Raw genomic sequence first — 18,910 nt, 5'->3', positions numbered from 1 at the left:
AAAACCGGGCCCACTTTTGGGCGACATGCATGACGCTCGACACCGAGCCTGATCTTTCGGATTTTTCGCGGATCGACTTTTCCAACGGCGCTGTTGTGGCCGTGTCCGGCGGCAGCGACTCGACCGCCCTTCTCCTCCTCCTCAAAGCCCATCTCGACCGTACCGCACCGGCAACGAAATTGCTGGCGGTGACGATCGATCACCAATTGCGGCCGCAAGCGGCAGCGGAAGCGCAAGCCGTGGCCAGGCTGTGCGCGGCGCGCGGCATTGCCCATCGCATCGTCGTCTGGTCGGGGCACAAACCAGCGACCGGCCTGCCCGCCGCCGCGCGCGAAGCCCGATACCGGCTGCTCGCCGAGGCCGCCGAAGCGGCAGGCGTCGGGCTGATCCTGACCGGCCACACCGCCGACGACCAGGCCGAGACCGTGCTGATGCGGCAAGCGCGTGACGAGGTGCCAAGTGAGGAGAGGCCGCGGGGCCTTGCCGGCATGGCGCCGGCAACCCTCTACGACTGGCGGTACTGGATCGTGCGGCCGCTGCTCGGCGTGCGGCGTGCGGCGCTGCGCGAATTCCTCCGGCGCGAACAGGTCGCTTGGGTCGAGGACCCGACCAATGCCGACACTGCTTTCGAGCGCCCGCGCGTCCGCGCAGCACTTGTTGAAGGCGACGATGCGCTTCGCATGGCTGAAACGATGGCGCAGGCCAGAAAGGCGGCGGTCGAGCGTGAGCAGTTAGGACAGCGCGCGGCCATGCTGATCCGCGGCTTGGCCTCGAGGCCAGCCGCCGGCCTCGTCCGCCTCAACCGGGATTTTGCGACGGGCGCCGACAGCCGGGCGGCTATTTATGCGCTGCGCATCCTGCTGGCGGCGACCGGCGGTACCGCCTTCCTTCCCGACCAGGCCCGCAGCGAAGCCCTTTTCGGCCGGCTCCGGGCCGGGCCGCTTTGTGCCACATTGTCGCGGAGCGTGGTCGATGCCCGGCGTACCGGCATCTTTCTGCATCGTGAGTTGCGCGATCTGCCGCCCGCTGTTGCGGTTTCCGACAATGGCCTTTGGGACGGCCGCAGACGGATCACATTGAGCGACAGTTCAGGTGCATTGTTGATCGCGCCGCTGTTGGTTGCCCCGCTCGGGGTGGCTCTTGCCGCAAAGCGGGCAATTGCCGGGCATGGCACGCCGGCAAGCCTTGTGCGTGCCGCCTTGGCCGCCGAACCAGCGCTATGGCGGGATGGCGAATGCCTTGGTCTGCCTGGGCAAGGCCCGGGTTTGCCTGAGGAAAGCCCGATGCCGGCGGCGGTCGCCGCATATCCGGCAGTCGCGCCCTTCGCCCGTTTCCTGCCGTCCTTCGATCTGGCGCCGGCCGATGCCGTCGCCGCGTTGCTTGGCGCGGCGCCGGTTCCAGCCGCGCCATTCGGCGGCCACAGTGCCGGCCTACCACGGGCGAAAGCTTAACCGAGACCTGCTGTTATGCTTGGCAAGGGGAGACGCTCTCCCTATGTTAGGGCCAAGTTTCCTCTCACGACGTGCGTCCGCCCAGCGGGCGCCAACGGGACAATTGATGAATCCAAATTATCGCAACCTCGCGCTCTGGGCGATCATAGCGGTCCTGCTCATCGCTCTCTTCAATCTTTTCCAAACGCCGCAGACGCGTGGAGCCTCGAGCGATGTCCCCTATTCGCAGTTCCTACAGGAGGTCGCGGCGGGACGGATCAAGTCGGTGACCATCGCCGGCGCCCGTATCTCCGGCAACTACACGGACAGCTCCAACGGCTTCCAGACCTATTCGCCTGGGGATCCGTCGCTGGTTTCGCGGTTGCAGGACAAGAACGTCACCATTAATGCGCGTCCTGAATCCGACGGCTCCAATTCGCTGTTTGGCACCCTGATATCCTGGCTGCCGATGATCCTCATCCTCGGCGTCTGGATATTCTTCATGCGCCAGATGCAGTCCGGTTCCGGCCGCGCCATGGGCTTCGGCAAGTCGAAGGCCAAGCTTTTGACCGAAGCGCATGGCCGCGTCACCTTCCAGGACGTCGCCGGCGTCGACGAAGCCAAGGAAGATCTGGAAGAGATCGTCGAGTTCCTGCGCGACCCGCAGAAATTCCAGCGGCTCGGCGGCAAGATCCCGCGCGGCGTGCTGCTCGTCGGTCCTCCCGGAACCGGCAAGACGCTGCTCGCCCGCTCGGTCGCCGGTGAAGCCAACGTGCCGTTCTTCACCATTTCGGGCTCGGATTTCGTCGAGATGTTCGTCGGCGTCGGTGCAAGCCGCGTCCGCGACATGTTCGACCAGGCCAAGAAGAACGCCCCTTGCATCATCTTCATCGACGAAATCGATGCCGTCGGCCGCCATCGCGGTGCCGGCCTCGGCGGCGGCAATGACGAGCGCGAGCAGACGCTGAACCAGCTGCTGGTCGAGATGGATGGCTTCGAATCCAACGAAAGCATCATCCTGATCGCCGCCACCAACCGGCCCGACGTGCTCGATCCGGCGCTGCTCAGGCCGGGCCGCTTCGATCGCCAGGTGGTGGTGCCGAACCCCGACATCGTCGGCCGCGAGAAGATCCTGAAGGTGCATGTGCGCAACGTGCCGCTGGCGCCCAATGTCGACCTCAAGGTGATCGCACGCGGCACGCCGGGCTTTTCCGGCGCCGACCTGATGAACCTGGTCAACGAGTCCGCCCTGATGGCGGCGCGGCGCAACAAACGCCTCGTCACCATGGCCGAATTCGAGGACGCCAAGGACAAGATCATGATGGGCGCCGAGCGCCGCTCGTCGGCGATGACGCAGGCTGAGAAGGAGCTGACAGCCTATCACGAGGCCGGCCACGCCATCCTGGCGCTCAATGTGCCGTCGGCCGATCCGCTGCACAAGGCGACCATCATCCCGCGCGGCCGGGCACTCGGCATGGTCATGCAGCTGCCGGAAGGCGACCGCTATTCGATGAGCTACAAATACATGATCTCGCGCCTCGCCATCATGATGGGCGGCCGTGTCGCCGAGGAGTTCAAGTTCGGCAAGGAGAACATCACCTCAGGCGCCTCCTCCGATATCGAGCAGGCGACCAAGCTGGCGCGCGCCATGGTGACGCGCTGGGGCTTCTCCGACAAGCTCGGCCATGTCGCCTATGGCGACAACCAGGAGGAGGTGTTCCTCGGCCATTCGGTGGCGCGCACGCAGAATATCTCGGAAGAGACGGCGCAGATCATCGACGCCGAAGTGCGCCGGCTGATCGACGAGGCCTATTCGACGGCAAGGTCCATCCTGACCAAGAAGAAGAAGGAATGGATCGCGCTGGCGCAAGGCCTGCTCGAATACGAGACGCTGTCCGGCGAGGAGATCAAGCAGCTGATCGCCGGCAATAAGCCCGCACGCGACCTCGGCGACGACACACCGCCGAGCCGCGGCTCGGCCGTGCCGAAGTCCGGCCGCCGCAAGAAGGGCCCCGAGCCCGAAGGCGGTATGGAACCCCAGCCGTCAAGCTAGGCTCCGGCCCAGGAGAGATCGACTTCGAAACGCCGCGGCTCTGACCGCGGCGTTTTTCTTTGGGGAATGCGACCCTTCCTGCATCGCTGGAAATTGGCGAAAGTGACGATGACGGCCAATCTCCCCCCTCGCGGGGGAGATGTCCGGCAGGACAGAGAGGGGCGCGAAGGAACGCGGCCTTCTATCGTCCTCGTTGACGACTTCGGGAAGATCGACAAGGCGCGCCGGTGAAGGAATTCGCAGTTTTTTGCCGACGGCGCCACATTTTGTTCTTGCTTTGTGCCGGCAGCTATGCTACTAATTTGCGTATGGTGCCAATTGGCTCCAACGACCCGCCCGCCGAGGCGGGTTTTTTGTTTCAGGCTCCTTCGACCAAACGTGGCGCGTGCTGCCGACCATCGATGTCGGCGGGACAGCGCCCCTCTCTGTCCTGCCGGGTCCTGCCGGACATCTCCCCCACGAGGGGGGAGATCGCTAGAGCGGCGGCCGACTGCGCGCGGATGCCGCCTCTTCGGAACGCGCGGCAGCATGCAGCAACAAAAAAGCCCGCGAACCTTGCGGCTCGCGGGCTCATGTCGTCGGATGATGGCGCTGGTCAGCTCTTCAGCTTGGCGTTGCAGAGGCTGTAGAAGCCGCCGCCCTTCTGGATCCACCTGAGGCCGCCCAGCGTGTTGGCGTCCTTGTTGGCGTAATACAGGTCGAGGCAGGTGTGCATGCGGCCCTTGGCCGGGGTCTCGGTAGCGTATTTCTTGGAGATCGCCGTCGGGAATTTCACGCCCTGGGGGGCGGTGATGGTCGGCGCTTGCGGATCGCCGGTGTACTTCGCATCGGGAGCCGGCAGGGTGTCGTCGTCGTCGGCTGCGCCGGCGCCGCATTGGCTCTTGCGGAAGTCGTTCCACTTCATGCCGTTCAAAGTATTGCCGGACTTGGCGGCCTGATATTTGGCGCTGCAATCAGCCATGCTGAGGCCTTTGCCGGTATCGGTCGCGGCAGCTGTCGTCGCCTTGGCAGGTGCCGCGGCAGGTTGTGCCGCTGCAGTTGCGCCGGCGGCGCATTCACTCTTGCGGAAATCGTTCCATTTCATGCCGTTGAGCGTGCCGGCAGCCTTGGCGGCCTGGTATTTGGTGCTGCATTCCTTGGCCGTCAGGCCCGGCGCAGCGTCGTCGGCGGTGGCTGCCGCAGCCTTGGTCGTGGCGGCGGGTTGTGCGGCTGCCGTCGCGTCGGCGGCGCACTGGGTCTTGCGGAAATCGTTCCACTTCATGCCGTTCAGCGTGCCGGCGGCTTTTGCCGCCTGGTACTTGGTGCTGCACTCCTTCGCCGTCAGCCCAGGCGCCGCATCGTCGCCGGCGGCTGCCTTGGTGGTGTCGGCGGCCTTGGCCGTGGCTTTGGCTGGGGCGGGATCGGTCGTAGCGGCGGTGGCATCGGTGCCGCATTGGGCCTTGCGGAACTGGTTCCAGTTCTGCCCGCCAAGCGTTCCCGCATCCTTGGCCGCGTTATACTTGGTGCTGCACTCGGCCATGGTCAGCGCATTGGCAGGCGCCGCCAGGAATAAGGTCGCGACGGCAAGGCCCGTCAAAGTGGCAAGTCGATGGATGAGCATGCGTTTTCTCCCTATGGCGGTTCATGATATGTCCCAGTGCAGCAATAGCGCTCAACGGCTGGTTGCGCCAGATGCTAAGTAGCGTAGAGACAATTTAGAAGTGCATTCTTTTCTTTAAGGTGATGAATTCGTTGCCGGGACTGTTTCCCAGCCAAGTTCGTCCGGGTGCATTGCACGGAGAGCGCGCATATGGCTCGTTCCCAGCGAGTACACTGCGTCGCATGACAGCCAGTCAAATCGGCGGGTGCGACGGACCTGAGCCTATCTCTGTCTGAAGCAGCGCGATGCGGATTCGGGTTCAAGGCCACACTGTCACAAACCAAAGGATCCAGATGAGGTTTGAGGTTGACGTTTCTGATGCTGCTGCCGCAACAAGGGCTCGAAACTTGAAAATCAACACACTAGCGTGACGCAAAACACACAAGACAACAATTTTCTAAGGATTGGTCGTCCATAATCATACAATGTGATGACAGAGCTCGGCCGATTTTATGGCATGAGATGCTCGGAAAGAACCATCGGGAAGCTGGCTAGCATGGCAGGACATTATTTCGGTACGGACGGTATTCGTGGGCGCGCCAACAAGTTTCCAATGACGGCGGAGGTCGCCATGAGGGTCGGCATGGCCGCCGGCCTCTCGTTCCAGCGCGGCAGCCACCGCCACCGCGTCGTGCTCGGCAAGGATACCAGGCTTTCCGGCTACATGATCGAGAACGCGATGGTGTCGGGCCTGTGCGCCGCCGGCATGGATGTCTTCCTGCTCGGCCCGATCCCGACGCCAGCGGTTGCAATGCTGGTGCGCTCGCTGCGCGCCGATATAGGGGTGATGATCTCTGCCTCGCACAACCCCTACTACGACAATGGCATCAAGCTGTTCGGCCCCGATGGCTACAAGCTGTCCGATGAGATCGAGGAGCGTATCGAGGGGATGCTCGATAAGGATATCGAACTGGCGCTTGCCGATTCCGATGGGCTCGGCCGCGCCAAACGCGTCGACGGCGTGCATGACCGCTATATCGAATTCGCCAAGCGCACGCTGCCGCGCTCGATGTCGCTGTCGGGCCTGCGCATCGTCGTCGATTGCGCCAATGGCGCCGCCTACAAGGTGGCGCCCGACGCGCTGTGGGAACTCGGCGCCGAGGTCGTTGCCATCAATGTCGAGCCTAACGGCTTCAACATCAACAAGGAATGCGGCTCGACTCATCCGGCCGGCCTGCAAAAGAAGGTGCACGAGGTGCGCGCCGATATCGGCATAGCGCTCGACGGCGATGCCGACCGCGTCGTCATTGTCGACGAGAACGGCGCGATCGTCGATGGCGACCAGATCATGGCGCTGATCGCCGAATCCTGGCATCAGAGCGGGCGGCTGGCCGGCGGCGGCGTCGTCTCGACGGTGATGTCCAATCTCGGCCTCGAACGCTTCCTCGGCGACATGAACCTGCAGTTGCATCGCACCAAGGTCGGCGACCGCTATGTCGTCGAGCACATGCGTGCCCATGGGCTCAATGTCGGCGGCGAACAGTCGGGCCACATCGTGCTGTCCGATTTCTCGACTACCGGCGACGGCCTCGTCTCGGCGCTCCAGGTGCTCGCCTGCATCAAGCGGCAGAACCGGCCGGTCAGCGAATTGTCGAAGAAGTTCGAGCCGGTGCCGCAGCTGTTGAAGAACGTGCATATTTCCGGCGGCAAGCCGCTGGAGGAGGCGCCGGTCAAGGCAGCGATCGAAGATGCGCGCCATCGCCTCGGCAAGGCCGGGCGCTTGGTCATCCGGCCATCCGGCACGGAGCCGCTCATCCGTGTCATGGCGGAGGGCGACGACCCGCAGCTTGTCGAGTCCGTGGTCAACGACATCGTCGAGGTCATTTCGGAAACGCGCAGCGCCGCCTGATCTCCCTCCAATATCAGTTCAAAAAGCCCGCCCTTGCCGGCGGGCTTTTTGTTGGATCGCCTGTCAGTCCTGCAACAGCAACGGCCGCCAGAATCCTCGGATTTTAGAGATTCGTGGTTAATCGATACGGTTAAACGCCTTTTAACCTTTCCGATTCATTATCCACAACTGAGGTCAATCATATTTCGGGCGCGTTCGCCGTTCGAGGGTTCTCAGGGGTGATAAGCATGTTCAACACAGCAAGAATGGCTCTCCTGGCCGCGCTGTTTGCCGGCGTCGGGCCGGCATTCGCCGCCGATTTCGTCGAGCCGCCGGTGGTCGAGGAGGCGCCGCCACCGATCGCCTACGAGCCGCCGGCCGAGTATGGCGGCTGGTATATCCGCGGCGATATCGACTATCACTGGTCGAAGTTTCGCGGTGGCGACTATATCACCTACGGTGTAGCGCCCCAGAATCCCGGCAAGTTCGATACAGGCAAGCTGGATGGCGCCTTCTCGGCCGGCGCCGGTGTTGGTTACCAGATCGACGAGCATTTCCGTACCGATCTCACCTTGGACTGGATGAGCAAATCCAAATTCCGCGGCTCGACCAACGGCTTCTGCGGCGTATTACAAACCCCTTGCACATCCGTCGACACCTCGTCCTATTCGGCGCTGCTGCTCTTGGCCAACGCCTATGTCGATATCGGCACCTGGCATGGCGTCACACCTTATGTCGGAGCGGGCATCGGCGGCGCCTGGGTCAAGTGGGATGAACTGCACAACGTCGATGACGACGGCGAGTTCGAGCATCATGGCGGTAAGGGCTGGCGTTTTGCATATGCTGCGATGGCGGGCGCATCCTACTGCCTGACCGACCGCGTCAAGCTCGATGTCGGCTACCGCTTCAGCCACATCAATGGCGGCAAGATGTTCGACTATGCTTCAGATAGCAATGTCGGCCCAGGCTATGACCGAGGCATCAACGTGCACGAAGTGCGCGGCGGCCTGCGCTACCAGTTCGGCAGGTCGGACTGCGCTCCGCCCCCGGAGCCCTATGTTCCGGAACCCGAGCCCGTCTACACCAAGTAGTCGCTTCGAAATCAAGGAATTCGTCGACCGCCCGGCTGATACCGGGCGGTTTTCGTTTGGCTGCCTAAAGATGCTGCGTTGCTCTGTAATGCCGTCCAGCTCGAGGAGCGAAAACGGATCAAATCAATTGCTAACGCCTTGTTATCCTTAACCCGCACTTAACCACTATGGTTAACAATGCTCTCTGAAACGGCGCGCGCGATCGCGAATGCGCCAAGTCGGGAGCCGGGGACCATGACATTCAAATCGCCTGTAGTGCTGGCGCTTGCAGCAGTCGTCCTGATGCCGCTCACGCCGGCGCTTGGCGCCGATTACGATCCGCCGGTCTATGTCGACCAGGCGCCCGACTATGTACCGGTCGAGGTTGGCTCGGGATGGTATCTGCGCGGCGATGTCTCCTATCTGGTGCAGAAGAGCTTCAAGGATGAGGATTTCGCCTTCACGCCCGCGAGCTTCGACGAAAAGGAAGATCCCATCTTCGCCAGCATAGGCTTCGGCTACCATTTCAACGACTATCTGCGGGCCGATCTCAATGTCGGCTATCTTCCCGGCAACAAGATCGACGTCGGCTATAACGACGGAACGACGGTGGCATCGGCGACCCTGAAGAACTATGCCTTCTCAGGCATACTCAATGGCTATGTCGACCTTGGCACCTATGTCGGAATCACACCTTATCTCGGCGCTGGTATCGGTGTCGTCCAGAGCAAGCGTCGCCTCTCGGCGAGCTACTTCACGGACAACGCCAACCCCGCCGACGATTTCGTCCTGCGTGACAACAAGACCCAATACTCCTTCGCCTACACGCTGAATGCCGGCCTTGCCTACCAAGTGTCCAAGAACGTCTCAGTCGATCTGGGCTATCAGTATTTTTCCGCGCCAGACGCCGAATATGTGACTGCGGAGAGCCTGACTTCTTTTCCGATCCGCAAAGGAATCAACAATCATCAAGTCAAAGTCGGACTACGCTACGACCTCTGGTAGGCTCGATCGAAGCCGAGGCGTTAACAATGGCGGGTCGTAGGCCCGCCGTTCGCATTTTTGCCCCGGGCGCTGGCAATATCCTGACAGCGACAAAAACTTTCCCCTTGACGCCGAAAGCCTGAACGCATATCGCCGTTCGTGGGCCACCCCTCCCCAACGAGGGGCCACTATCTGGAAGGATAGACCACGATGACGACGCATACGAAGCCCGGATTCCGTCCGGCAAATCCCAATTTTTCCTCAGGTCCCTGTGCAAAACGCCCCGGCTGGTCGGTCGAGGCGCTCAAAAATGCCGCGCTCGGGCGCTCGCACCGTGCCAAGATCGGCAAGACCAAGCTCGAACAAGCGATCGATCTGACGCGGGAAATCCTCCAGGTTCCGGCAGACTATCGCATCGGCATCGTGCCGGCCTCGGACACCGGCGCGGTCGAAATGGCGCTGTGGTCGCTGCTCGGCGAACGCGGCGTCGACATGGTCGCCTGGGAGAGCTTCGGCTCCGGCTGGGTCACCGATGTGGTCAAGCAGCTGAGGCTTGCCGATGTGCGCAGGTTAGAGGCCGACTACGGGGCACTGCCCGACCTGACCAAAATAGACTTCGACCGCGACGTGGTCTTCACCTGGAACGGCACGACGTCGGGCGTGCGCGTGCCGAACGGCGATTTCATCCCGGCCACCCGCAAGGGCCTGACCATTTGCGACGCCACTTCGGCGGCCTTTGCGCAAAAGCTCGATTTTCAGAAACTCGACGTCGTCACCTTCTCCTGGCAGAAGGTGCTGGGCGGTGAGGGCGCGCATGGCATGCTGATCCTCAGCCCGCGCGCCGTCGAACGCCTGGAAAGCTACAAGCCGGCCTGGCCACTGCCGAAGATCTTCCGCCTCACTTCCGGCGGTAAGCTGATCGAGGGCATCTTCAAGGGCGAGACTATCAACACGCCGTCGATGCTGTGCGTCGAGGACTATCTCGATGCGCTGCATTGGGCGAAGTCGATCGGCGGCCTCGATGCGCTGATCGCCCGTGCCGACGCCAATGCCGCCGTGCTCGATGGCTTTGTCCGGAAATCTTCCTGGCTCGGCCATCTTGCAGCCGACCCGGCGACGCGCTCGAACACATCGGTATGCCTTTCCTTCACCGATCCGGATGTCGCGGCACTCGACGCCAACGGACAGGCCGCGTTCGCCAAGGCAATTGTCTCGGTGCTCGACAAGGAAGGCGTCGCCTATGACATCGGCGCCTATCGCGACGCCCCGCCCGGCCTGCGCATCTGGTGCGGCGCGACGGTCGAGGCCTCCGACCTCGAGGCGCTGCTGCCTTGGCTGGACTGGGCCTTTGCCGCGCAAAAGGCGTCGCTCAAAGCGGCGGCCTGATCCCTCCCCCTCGAGGGGAGGGTGGCCCGAAGGGCCGGGTGGGGTCGCCTCCACCCGCTCAACGGCACGAGCTCAACGATCCACCATCCAGAAAGATTCGGCCGCATCCGGCCGCACCGACCCCACCCCGGCGCTTCGCGCCGACCCTCCCCTCAAGGAGGGACGCCAATCGCAAAGGACCAAGCCAATGCCTCGCGTTCTCGTCTCGGATAAACTTTCCACCACCGCCGTGCAGATCTTCAGGGATCGCGGCATCGACGTCGACTATTTGCCGGATCTCGGCAAGGATAAGGAAAAACTGCTCGAGGTGATCGACCAGTATGATGGGCTGGCCATCCGCTCGGCGACAAAGGTCACGGAGAAGCTGATCAACGCCGCGACCAGGCTGAAGGTCGTGGGCCGCGCCGGCATCGGCGTCGACAATGTCGACATCCCGGCGGCGAGCCGGAAGGGCATCATCGTGATGAACACGCCCTTCGGCAATTCGATCACCACCGCCGAGCATGCGATCGCCATGATCTTCGCGTTGGCCCGCCAGATACCGGAGGCCAACGCCTCGACCCATGCCGGCAAATGGGAAAAGAACCGCTTCATGGGTGTCGAGATCACCGGCAAGACGCTGGGCATCATCGGCTGCGGCAATATTGGCTCGATCGTCGCTACGCGCGGCGTCGGCCTGAAGATGCATGTCATCGCCTTCGATCCGTTCCTGTCGGACAGCCGCGCCGAGGAGCTCGGCGTCGAAAAGGTCGAGCTCGACGAGCTGTTCGCCCGCGCCGACTTCATCACGCTGCACACACCGCTCACCGACAAGACGCGCAACATCATCGACGCCGCGGCGATCGCCAAAATGAAGACCGGTGTGCGCATCATCAATTGCGCGCGCGGCGGGCTGGTCGTCGAGGCCGACCTGATCGCGGCACTGAAAAGCGGCAAGGTGGCAGGCGCCGGCATCGACGTGTTCGAGGTCGAACCGGCGGAGTATAATGAACTGTTCGGCATGGAGAATGTCGTGGCGACGCCGCATCTCGGCGCGTCGACCACCGAAGCGCAGGAGAATGTCGCCCTTCATGTCGCCGAGCAGATGTCCGACTATCTGATCAAGGGCGCCGTTTCCAACGCCATCAACATGCCGTCGATCACCGCCGAAGAGGCGCCGCGGCTGAAACCTTTCGTCAAGCTTGCCGAAGTGCTCGGCGCCTTTGTCGGCCAGGTCACCGAGGATCCAATCAAGGAGGTCGAGATACTGTTCGACGGCTCGACGGCGACGATGAACACGCGCGCGCTGATCAGCGCCACCCTTGCCGGGCTGATCCGGCCGCAGGTCTCCGACGTCAACATGGTGTCGGCGCCGATCATGGTGAAGGAGCGCGGCATCATCGTCGCCGAGGTCAAGCGCGACAAATCCGGCGTGTTCGACGGCTATATCAAGCTGACGGTCAAGACCGAGCATAGGACACGCTCGATCGCCGGCACCTGCTTCTCGGATGGCAAACCGCGCTTCATCCAGATCAAGGGCATCAATCTCGACGCCGAGGTCGGCCAGCACATGCTCTACACGACGAATGCCGATGCGCCTGGGATCATCGGCCTGCTCGGCACGGTCTGCGGCGAGAACGGCGTCAACATCGCCAATTTCCAGCTCGGCCGCAACCGGCCGGGCGGCGATGCCATCGCGCTGCTCTATCTCGATGCGCCGTTCCCGGAAAACGTGTTGGCGCAGGTGCGCTCGCACAAGTCGATCGACTCCGCCAAGCGGCTGCACTTCGACGTCGGCGTGGCCTGAAATTCGGTCGCCCCGTGTGCAGCAGCACGCGGGGCGCTTCCACGGTCGTTGATGGACCGCAGTCAAACGTCGCGGCAAGCGACTTCATTCAGCGGCGGATATCGCCGTCTTCCGTCCGCTGTATTCGGCGAGGCCGATGCCGCCGAGCACCAGCGCGAGCGCCAGCGCCTGATAGAGCTGGAACGTCTCGCCGACGATCAGCACCGACAGCAGCGTACCGAAGATCGGCACCAGGTTGATGAACAGGCCGGCCCGGTTGGCGCCGATCAGCTCGTTGCCCCTGATATAGAAGATCTGCGATATGACCGAGGCACCGATGGCGGTATAGAACGCGACCGCCCAGCCGCGTGCATCGGGGACGATGACCTTGCCGGCGGCAATCTCCCACAGGAAGAAAGGCAGCGATGTGATGAGTGCGGCAACCGACAGCGCCAGCATCAGGCTCTGCCAGCGGATGACTGGCTTCAGCCGCAACCCCACCGAATAGAACGAGTAGCAAAGCACGGCGACCAGCATGATGGCGTCGCCGAAGTTGAGATCCAGCCTGAGAAGCTGGCGTGGATCGCCATGGCTCGCCGTCACCGCGACACCGGCGATGGTCAGCACGACGCCGATGACCTGCACGCCATTGACGCGCAGGCGAAAGAGCACAAAATTGGCGATGATGATGACGATCGGGATCGCCGCCTGCTCGATCGAGACGTTGATCGCCGTGGTGTAGTTGAGCGCCGTGTAGAAGATCGTGTTGAAGAAGGCGAAGCCGCAAGCGCCGAGCCCGCCAAGCAGCAACCAGTGCCTGCGCACCACCGGCCAATCTTGGCGCAGCGTTGCCCAGCCGATCGGCAGCAAGATCAGAACCGCCAGCAGCCAACGCAGGAAGACCAGCGTCATCGGCGAGATATGACCGACCGCCAGCTTCCCCGCCACGGAGTTGCCGCCCCACAGCAAGGTGGTGAACAGCAGGAACAGATAGGCGGCTCGATGCATCGTGAAGTCCCGGCCAGGCGGAGAGAAATGCGCGGTCGTTGCGGGCCTATTGCGGCAGCTCGCGCAAGTAAATGATGTCAAAGGCGAAAATTGTTGTGCCTCGGAGCGTTTTGGGCGGCAAAGAATGGTCGCGCTCGCCCGGTCTTGACGCTATAGAGGCCTGTCGTTTCGAACCGTTTCAAGCTGCCTGGCGCGGCATCTCAAGGGAAAAGAAGCATGGCCAATGTGGTGGTCGTCGGCTCGCAATGGGGCGATGAGGGCAAAGGCAAGATCGTCGACTGGTTGTCCGAGCGCGCCGACGTTGTCGTGCGCTTCCAGGGCGGCCACAATGCCGGCCATACGCTGGTCGTCGATGGCAAGGTCTACAAGCTGTCGCTGCTGCCGTCCGGCGTGGTGCGGCAAGGCAAGCTGTCGATCATCGGCAATGGCGTCGTCTTCGATCCGCACGCTTTCGTCGCGGAGGTGGCGAAATTGAAGGCACAGGGCGTCGAGGTGACGCCGGACCGCCTGAAAATAGCCGAAAACACCGCGCTTATCCTGTCGCTGCACCGGGAGCTGGACGGATTTCGCGAGGACGCCGCTTCCAATTCCGGAACGAAGATTGGCACGACCCGTCGCGGCATCGGTCCGGCCTACGAAGACAAGGTGGGCCGACGCGCGGTCAGGGTGATGGATTTGGCGGATTTGGAAACGCTGCCCTTGAAGGTCGACAGGCTGCTGACGCACCACAATGCGCTGCGCCGTGGGCTCGGCCATGCCGAGGTCACGCATGAGGCGATCATGAGCGAGCTGATCTCGGTCGCCGACGAGATTCTGCCCTATATGGACCGGGTCTGGAAAATCCTCGACGACAAGCGCCGCGCCGGCGAGCGCATCCTGTTCGAGGGCGCGCAAGGCACGCTGCTCGATATCGACCATGGCACCTATCCGTTCGTCACCTCCTCCAATACGGTTGCCGGCCAGGCCGCTGCTGGATCCGGTGTCGGCCCGGGCGCCATCGGCTATGTGCTCGGCATCACCAAGGCCTATACGACGCGCGTTGGCGAAGGCCCGTTTCCGACCGAACAGAAGAACGAGATCGGCGAGTTCCTGGGCACGCGCGGCCATGAATTCGGCGTCGTTACCGGCCGCAAGCGCCGCTGCGGCTGGTTCGATGCCGTGCTGGTCCGCCAGGCTGTCGCCGTCAACGGCATCAAGGGCATTGCGCTGACCAAGCTCGATGTGCTCGATGGGCTGGACGAGATCAAGGTCTGCACCGGCTACCGCCTCGACGGCGAGGCGATCGATTACCTGCCGGCCAGCCAGGGCGCGCAGGCGCGCGTCGAACCGGTCTACGAGACGCTGGAGGGGTGGAAAGGCACCACCGCCGGCGCGCGCAGCTGGAACGACCTGCCGGCCCAGGCGGTGAAGTACGTCCGCTACATCGAGGAGCTGATCGGCGCGCCGGTCGCACTCCTTTCCACCAGCCCTGAACGGGACGACACGATACTTGTGACCGATCCGTTTCAAGACTAGTTTCTCAGCCTTTCCGGGCATTGCGGCTGATTTGCGGGGGCCGGCCCAGAAACAAAATGCAGGTCGACTGAAGCATGGTAGATTTTGTTTCTGTTCTGAAAAAGACGCTCGACAATCTCGGCGAGCCGTCGGCGGAGGTGCGCGCCAGGGTCTACGACAAGGCTCGTTCGACGATTGCGAAGAAGATTGCCGAACGCGATCCACCACTTGCGCCGTCGGACGTCTCCAGGCAGAAGCGTGCACTCGAAGATGCCATCGCAAGCATTGAGCGAGAGTATGGCAAACCGGCGCCGGCATCCGATCCGCTGGCGGAGCTGGAGGACATCTTCTCCTCCATCGACCGCAACAAGAACCAGCCCAGCCATGTCCGCCAGCCGGCCAAAACCGAGCCGGCAAAGACCGGGCCGGCACAGACCGGGCCGGCACAGACTGGGCCGGCATGGCAGCCCACGCCCGCCAAGGGGGCGCCGAACTGGCAAAAGCCGCAGCCCGTCGCTCTTTCTCAGGAGCGCGCTGGTCCGCCGCCGTCCGACATGGATCTTCCGACAGCCGATGACCAAGACGGGGTTTTTCGGGGCGATGACTTTTCCAACGACGGCGACCCCGCGGAGGACAGGTTCCAGCGGCTCCATCCTGCCGAGCGCAGGCGCAGCTATGGCGGTGTGATTGCTGCTGCCGTCGCCTTGCTGGTCATTGCCGGTGGCGGTTACGGCATGTGGTTGAACAAGGATGCGTTCGGCAGCATGCTCGGCCTCGACGGGACCAAAACCGTCACCACCGAACCGCTGGTAAAACCAGCCCCGGCCAAGCCGGTGGCCGATGCGGCCGTACCGGCCGCCGCGCCTCCGACGGAGGCCGGCGAAGGCGCGAAGTTCACGCAGCGCCTGACGCCCGAAGGCCACGAGGTCGATCCCGGCCCCGCGGCCGGGCAGGCGGGCATCGGCGAAGGCGAATCCGTCGCCGCGCTGACCACGCCGCCGTCGGCCGCACAACCGCCGACCAGCCCGGCACCCGCCGCGCCGGCACCGGCCGCGCCCGCAGACGCGCAAGCCACGGCCAATGCTCCAGCAGTCGACGGGTCCGCTGCACCAACTCCCGCAATGCCGCCCGCCAACGGGGCGGCAGCGCCTGCCGATGCTGCAGCTGTCCCGCCAGCGCCTGCAGCGGCCGCCACACCGCCCGTGGCGGCAGCGGCACCGACGGTAGTTCCGCCGGAAGCCGCGCTGGCCGTCGGCCAGAAGGCGATCTTCTACGAGGAGCGCACCAGCACCGCTCAAGGCTCGGCCGAGCCCGGCAATATCGTCTGGTCGCTGGTGCAGGAATCGCCCGGCGGCGACCTGCCGCCCGAGCCGGCGATCCGCGCCGAGGCGACCATTCCAGGCAAGGATATCCAGTTGCGCATGACGATCCGTCGCAACACCGACCAGACGCTGCCGGCCAGCCATATCATCGAGATGATCTTCCTGACGCCTGACGGCTTCGAGGGCGGCGGCGTCGACAACATCCTGCGAGTCGCCATGAAGGGCTCCGAGCAGGATGCCGGCAGTCCGCTGATCGGTATCCCGGCCAAGATCGCCGACGGTTTCTTCCTGGTTGCGCTCAACGACACCAAGGCGGATGAAGACGCCAATCTGACCTTGCTCAGGGGCCAGGACTGGATCGACGTGCCGGTCGTCTACAAGACCGGGCGGCGGGCGCTGCTGACGATGGAAAAGGGCATTCCCGGCGAGAAGGTGTTCGACGAGGCGCTGAAGGCCTGGCAGACAAAGACAGCGGGCTGAGGCCGCTCACCAGCCCAACCCCTCTTTGGCTCAGAAGCCTTGGAACAGCATGTCGAGTGCGCTCACGATGTCGTCGTGATGGCGAGAAAGATTTCCTTCGGCAATGGGCAATTCAGATGTCATCAAGGCTGACATGAATTGAGTGACCATGACATGGTCCTTACCGTTGATGGTGAAGATAGGATTTAGCCGGCGGCCCGGCACTGGAGCCTTATTGGCTGGCATCAGCGGGACGACTACCTTGGTGTCGAGCCGTCCCAGAAGGTCGGACTGAACATCGAGAAGATAACCGTCGCCTTCGGCACTCTGGTAGAAATCATAACGCGCCATCAAAACAGCCGGTGCTTGGCCAGAGGCAAGCCGTTGCGCCTGACATAGTCATTGGAACTCTCGATCGCTTCCTTGTTTTCCTCCTGCCATCGCCGGGTTTTTTCGGCCGAAATCGCCTTGGCGATACCCTCTTCTGCAGCGCGGGATATATTGATGCCCAACGCCTTGGCGTCCTCGATCAATCCGGAGTCGATCGATGTATTAACCGACTTTCTTTGGGTTTTTGGATTCGATCGAGGCATGGAGCCGCTCCCATTTATGCGCATAATGTAGGCGCATATGAGCGTGCATTCAACCTCTCACCCCTCCATCTCTTCGCGCAGCATCTCGAGTTCCAGCCATTCCTCTTCGAGCGCTTCCAGCGTGGCGCGCTCCTTGTCGAGCGCGGCAATCGTCTTCTGGAACGACGCCGGGTCGCGCTCATAATAGGCCGGATCGGCGATGTTGTTCTCCAGCCGCGAGATCGAGGCCGACACCGCCTCGATCTTCTTGGGTAAGGTTTCCAGCGCGAATTTCTGCTTGAACGACAGTTTCTTGGCCAGGCCCCTGCTAGCGGCCGCTTCGCTCCTGCTTGCCGCCGTCGCCTCGCCGGTCTCTGCCTTCGGCCGCGCCTTGCGGTCGTCCAGCCTGGTGCCGCCGCGCTGCGCCAGCATATCGGAATAGCCGCCGGCATATTCGATCCAGCGGCCGTCGCCATCCGGCGCGATGATGCTGGTCACCGTGCGGTCGAGGAAATCGCGATCGTGGCTGACCAGGATCACCGTGCCGGCAAAGCCGGCGACCAGTTCCTGCAGCAGCTCCAGCGTCTCCATGTCGAGATCGTTGGTCGGCTCGTCGAGCACAAGCAGGTTTGCCGGCCGCGCCAAAACGCGGGCGAGGATCAGCCGTGCCCGCTCGCCGCCCGAAAGCTCGCGCACCGGCGTGCGCGCCTGTTCCGGCTTGAACAGGAAGTCCTTCATGTAGGACACGACGTGGCGCTGCTCGCCATTGATGACAAGGTTCTCGCCGCGTCCGTCGGTGAGATACTGCGCCAGTGTCTCCTGCGGATCGACGGCCTCGCGCTTCTGGTCGAGCGTGGCGATCTCCAGGTTGGTGCCGAGCCGCACCGTGCCTGCGTCCGGCTTCAATTCGCCGGTCAGCATCTTCAATAGCGTCGTCTTGCCGGCGCCGTTCGGCCCGACCAGACCGACGCGATCGCCGCGCTGGATGCGTGTCGAGAATCCCTTGACCACGGTCAGATCGCCAAAGCTCTTCTCGATGTTCTTGGCCTCAATCACCAGCTTGCCGGATTCGGCGGCGTCGCTGGCTGTCATCGTCGCCGCACCCTCGGCGCCACGATGACCGCGAAAGCGCTGGCGCATGGTCTGCAACTCACCGAGCCGGCGCATGTTGCGCTTGCGCCTTGCCGTCACGCCATAGCGCAGCCAGTGCTCCTCGCGCACGATCTGGCGGCCGAGCTTGTGCTGCTCGCGCTCTTCCTCCTCCAGCACCGTGTCGCGCCATTCCTCGAAATAGGCAAAGCCCTTATCGAGACGGCGGGTCTGGCCGCGGTCGAGCCAAATTGTGGCGCGTGACACGCGTTCGAGAAAACGGCGGTCATGCGAGATGACGACCAGGGCCGAGGAGGTGCGGGCAAGCTCCTCCTCCAGCCATTCGATAACCGAAAGGTCAAGATGATTGGTCGGTTCATCGAGGAGAAGAATGTCGGGCTCGGGCGCCATGACGCGGGCGAGTGCCGCGCGCCGCGCCTCGCCGCCGGAGAGGTCGTTCGGCCGTTCCTCGCCGGTCAGGCCGAGATGCTCCATCAGATAGGTGGCGCGATAGGGATCGTCGGCGGGCCCGAGCCCCGCCTCGACATAGGCGCGGACAGTCGCAAAGCCGTCCATGTCGGGCATTTGCGGCAAGTAGCGCACAGTCGCCGAGGGCTGGCGGAAGACTTCGCCGTCCTGCGGTTCGATCAGCCCGGCAGCGATCTTGAGGAGCGTCGACTTGCCAGAGCCGTTGCGGCCGACCAGGGCGATCTTGTCGCCAGCTGACGCCGTCAGGGCGGCACCGTCGAGCAGCGGCGCGCCGCCAAAGGTCAGCTTTATCCCGTCGAGATTGAGAAGTGGCGGCGCCATG

At 63.2% G+C, this 18,910-nt stretch carries 14 protein-coding genes; 9 read left to right on the top strand and 5 right to left on the bottom strand.

The window, feature by feature from the left end; all coding sequences use genetic code 11:
• Positions 1-29: 29 nt before the first annotated feature.
• Both tilS and ftsH read left to right on the top strand, forming a co-directional pair.
• A complete protein-coding gene (gene tilS / locus NKH91_RS07175; RefSeq protein WP_352588259.1) occupies positions 30-1,451 on the top strand; it encodes a tRNA lysidine(34) synthetase TilS in 1,422 nt (473 codons plus the stop codon).
• Positions 1,452-1,557: 106 nt separating this feature from the next.
• Positions 1,558-3,483 (top strand): ATP-dependent zinc metalloprotease FtsH, encoded by a 1,926-nt coding sequence (ftsH, locus tag NKH91_RS07170; protein ID WP_023677989.1) that lies wholly within the window; start codon positions 1,558-1,560, stop codon positions 3,481-3,483.
• A gap of 595 nt (positions 3,484-4,078) precedes the next feature.
• Here the strand turns inward: ftsH and NKH91_RS07165 are convergent.
• Entirely contained in the window at positions 4,079-4,744 is a 666-nt protein-coding gene (locus NKH91_RS07165; protein WP_502896311.1) for a hypothetical protein, read from the bottom strand.
• Between the two features lie 874 nt (positions 4,745-5,618).
• Between NKH91_RS07165 and glmM the strand changes: the two genes are divergently transcribed.
• The 5 genes from glmM (at position 5,619) to serA (ending at position 12,176) form a co-directional block, all read left to right on the top strand.
• The gene (glmM, locus tag NKH91_RS07160) at positions 5,619-6,971 is read left to right on the top strand and encodes a phosphoglucosamine mutase (RefSeq protein WP_352494163.1); all 1,353 of its coding nucleotides are present in this window, start codon (positions 5,619-5,621) and stop codon (positions 6,969-6,971) included.
• 227 nt (positions 6,972-7,198) lie between these two features.
• The gene (locus tag NKH91_RS07155) at positions 7,199-8,041 is read left to right on the top strand and encodes an outer membrane protein (protein WP_352849204.1); all 843 of its coding nucleotides are present in this window, start codon (positions 7,199-7,201) and stop codon (positions 8,039-8,041) included.
• Between the two features lie 234 nt (positions 8,042-8,275).
• Positions 8,276-9,025, top strand: coding sequence for an outer membrane beta-barrel protein (locus NKH91_RS07150; protein WP_352494165.1), 750 nt, complete (start codon positions 8,276-8,278; stop codon positions 9,023-9,025).
• Positions 9,026-9,214: 189 nt separating this feature from the next.
• Positions 9,215-10,390: a phosphoserine transaminase gene (locus tag NKH91_RS07145; protein WP_352849206.1), complete on the top strand. Its 1,176-nt coding sequence runs from the start codon at positions 9,215-9,217 to the stop codon at positions 10,388-10,390.
• A 187-nt stretch (positions 10,391-10,577) separates the two neighbouring features.
• Complete coding sequence (gene serA / locus NKH91_RS07140; protein ID WP_352849208.1) at positions 10,578-12,176, top strand: phosphoglycerate dehydrogenase; 1,599 nt, start codon at positions 10,578-10,580, stop codon at positions 12,174-12,176.
• Positions 12,177-12,260: 84 nt separating this feature from the next.
• Here serA and NKH91_RS07135 read toward each other — a convergent pair whose 3' ends face one another.
• Entirely contained in the window at positions 12,261-13,163 is a 903-nt protein-coding gene (locus NKH91_RS07135; protein ID WP_352547151.1) for a DMT family transporter, read from the bottom strand.
• A gap of 216 nt (positions 13,164-13,379) precedes the next feature.
• On the opposite strand from NKH91_RS07135, the gene NKH91_RS07130 reads away from it, so the two are divergent.
• Entirely contained in the window at positions 13,380-14,678 is a 1,299-nt protein-coding gene (locus NKH91_RS07130; RefSeq protein ID WP_023680654.1) for an adenylosuccinate synthase, read from the top strand.
• Positions 14,679-14,752: 74 nt separating this feature from the next.
• Complete coding sequence (locus NKH91_RS07125) at positions 14,753-16,459, top strand: hypothetical protein (RefSeq protein ID WP_352950961.1); 1,707 nt, start codon at positions 14,753-14,755, stop codon at positions 16,457-16,459.
• Positions 16,460-16,489: 30 nt separating this feature from the next.
• Here the strand turns inward: NKH91_RS07125 and NKH91_RS07120 are convergent, their stop codons facing one another.
• From NKH91_RS07120 to NKH91_RS07110, 3 genes are read right to left on the bottom strand one after another with little or no spacing between them, the layout of a single operon-like run.
• Complete coding sequence (locus NKH91_RS07120) at positions 16,490-16,789, bottom strand: CcdB family protein (RefSeq protein ID WP_352847118.1); 300 nt, start codon at positions 16,787-16,789, stop codon at positions 16,490-16,492.
• Entirely contained in the window at positions 16,789-17,031 is a 243-nt protein-coding gene (locus tag NKH91_RS07115) for a type II toxin-antitoxin system CcdA family antitoxin (protein ID WP_352480905.1), read from the bottom strand. Before NKH91_RS07115 ends, NKH91_RS07120 begins: the two co-directional genes overlap by 1 nt.
• 57 nt (positions 17,032-17,088) lie before the next feature.
• The gene (locus NKH91_RS07110; protein ID WP_352847121.1) at positions 17,089-18,909 is read right to left on the bottom strand and encodes an ABC-F family ATP-binding cassette domain-containing protein; all 1,821 of its coding nucleotides are present in this window, start codon (positions 18,907-18,909) and stop codon (positions 17,089-17,091) included.
• Between the last annotated feature and the right edge of the window lies 1 nt (position 18,910).

This window comes from Mesorhizobium sp. M0894, assembly GCF_040319725.1.
In the GTDB taxonomy this organism is placed as follows: domain Bacteria; phylum Pseudomonadota; class Alphaproteobacteria; order Rhizobiales; family Rhizobiaceae; genus Mesorhizobium.
Note: the sequence above shows the minus strand (reverse complement) of the source record. Positions and strands in the feature narration are given on the sequence as shown.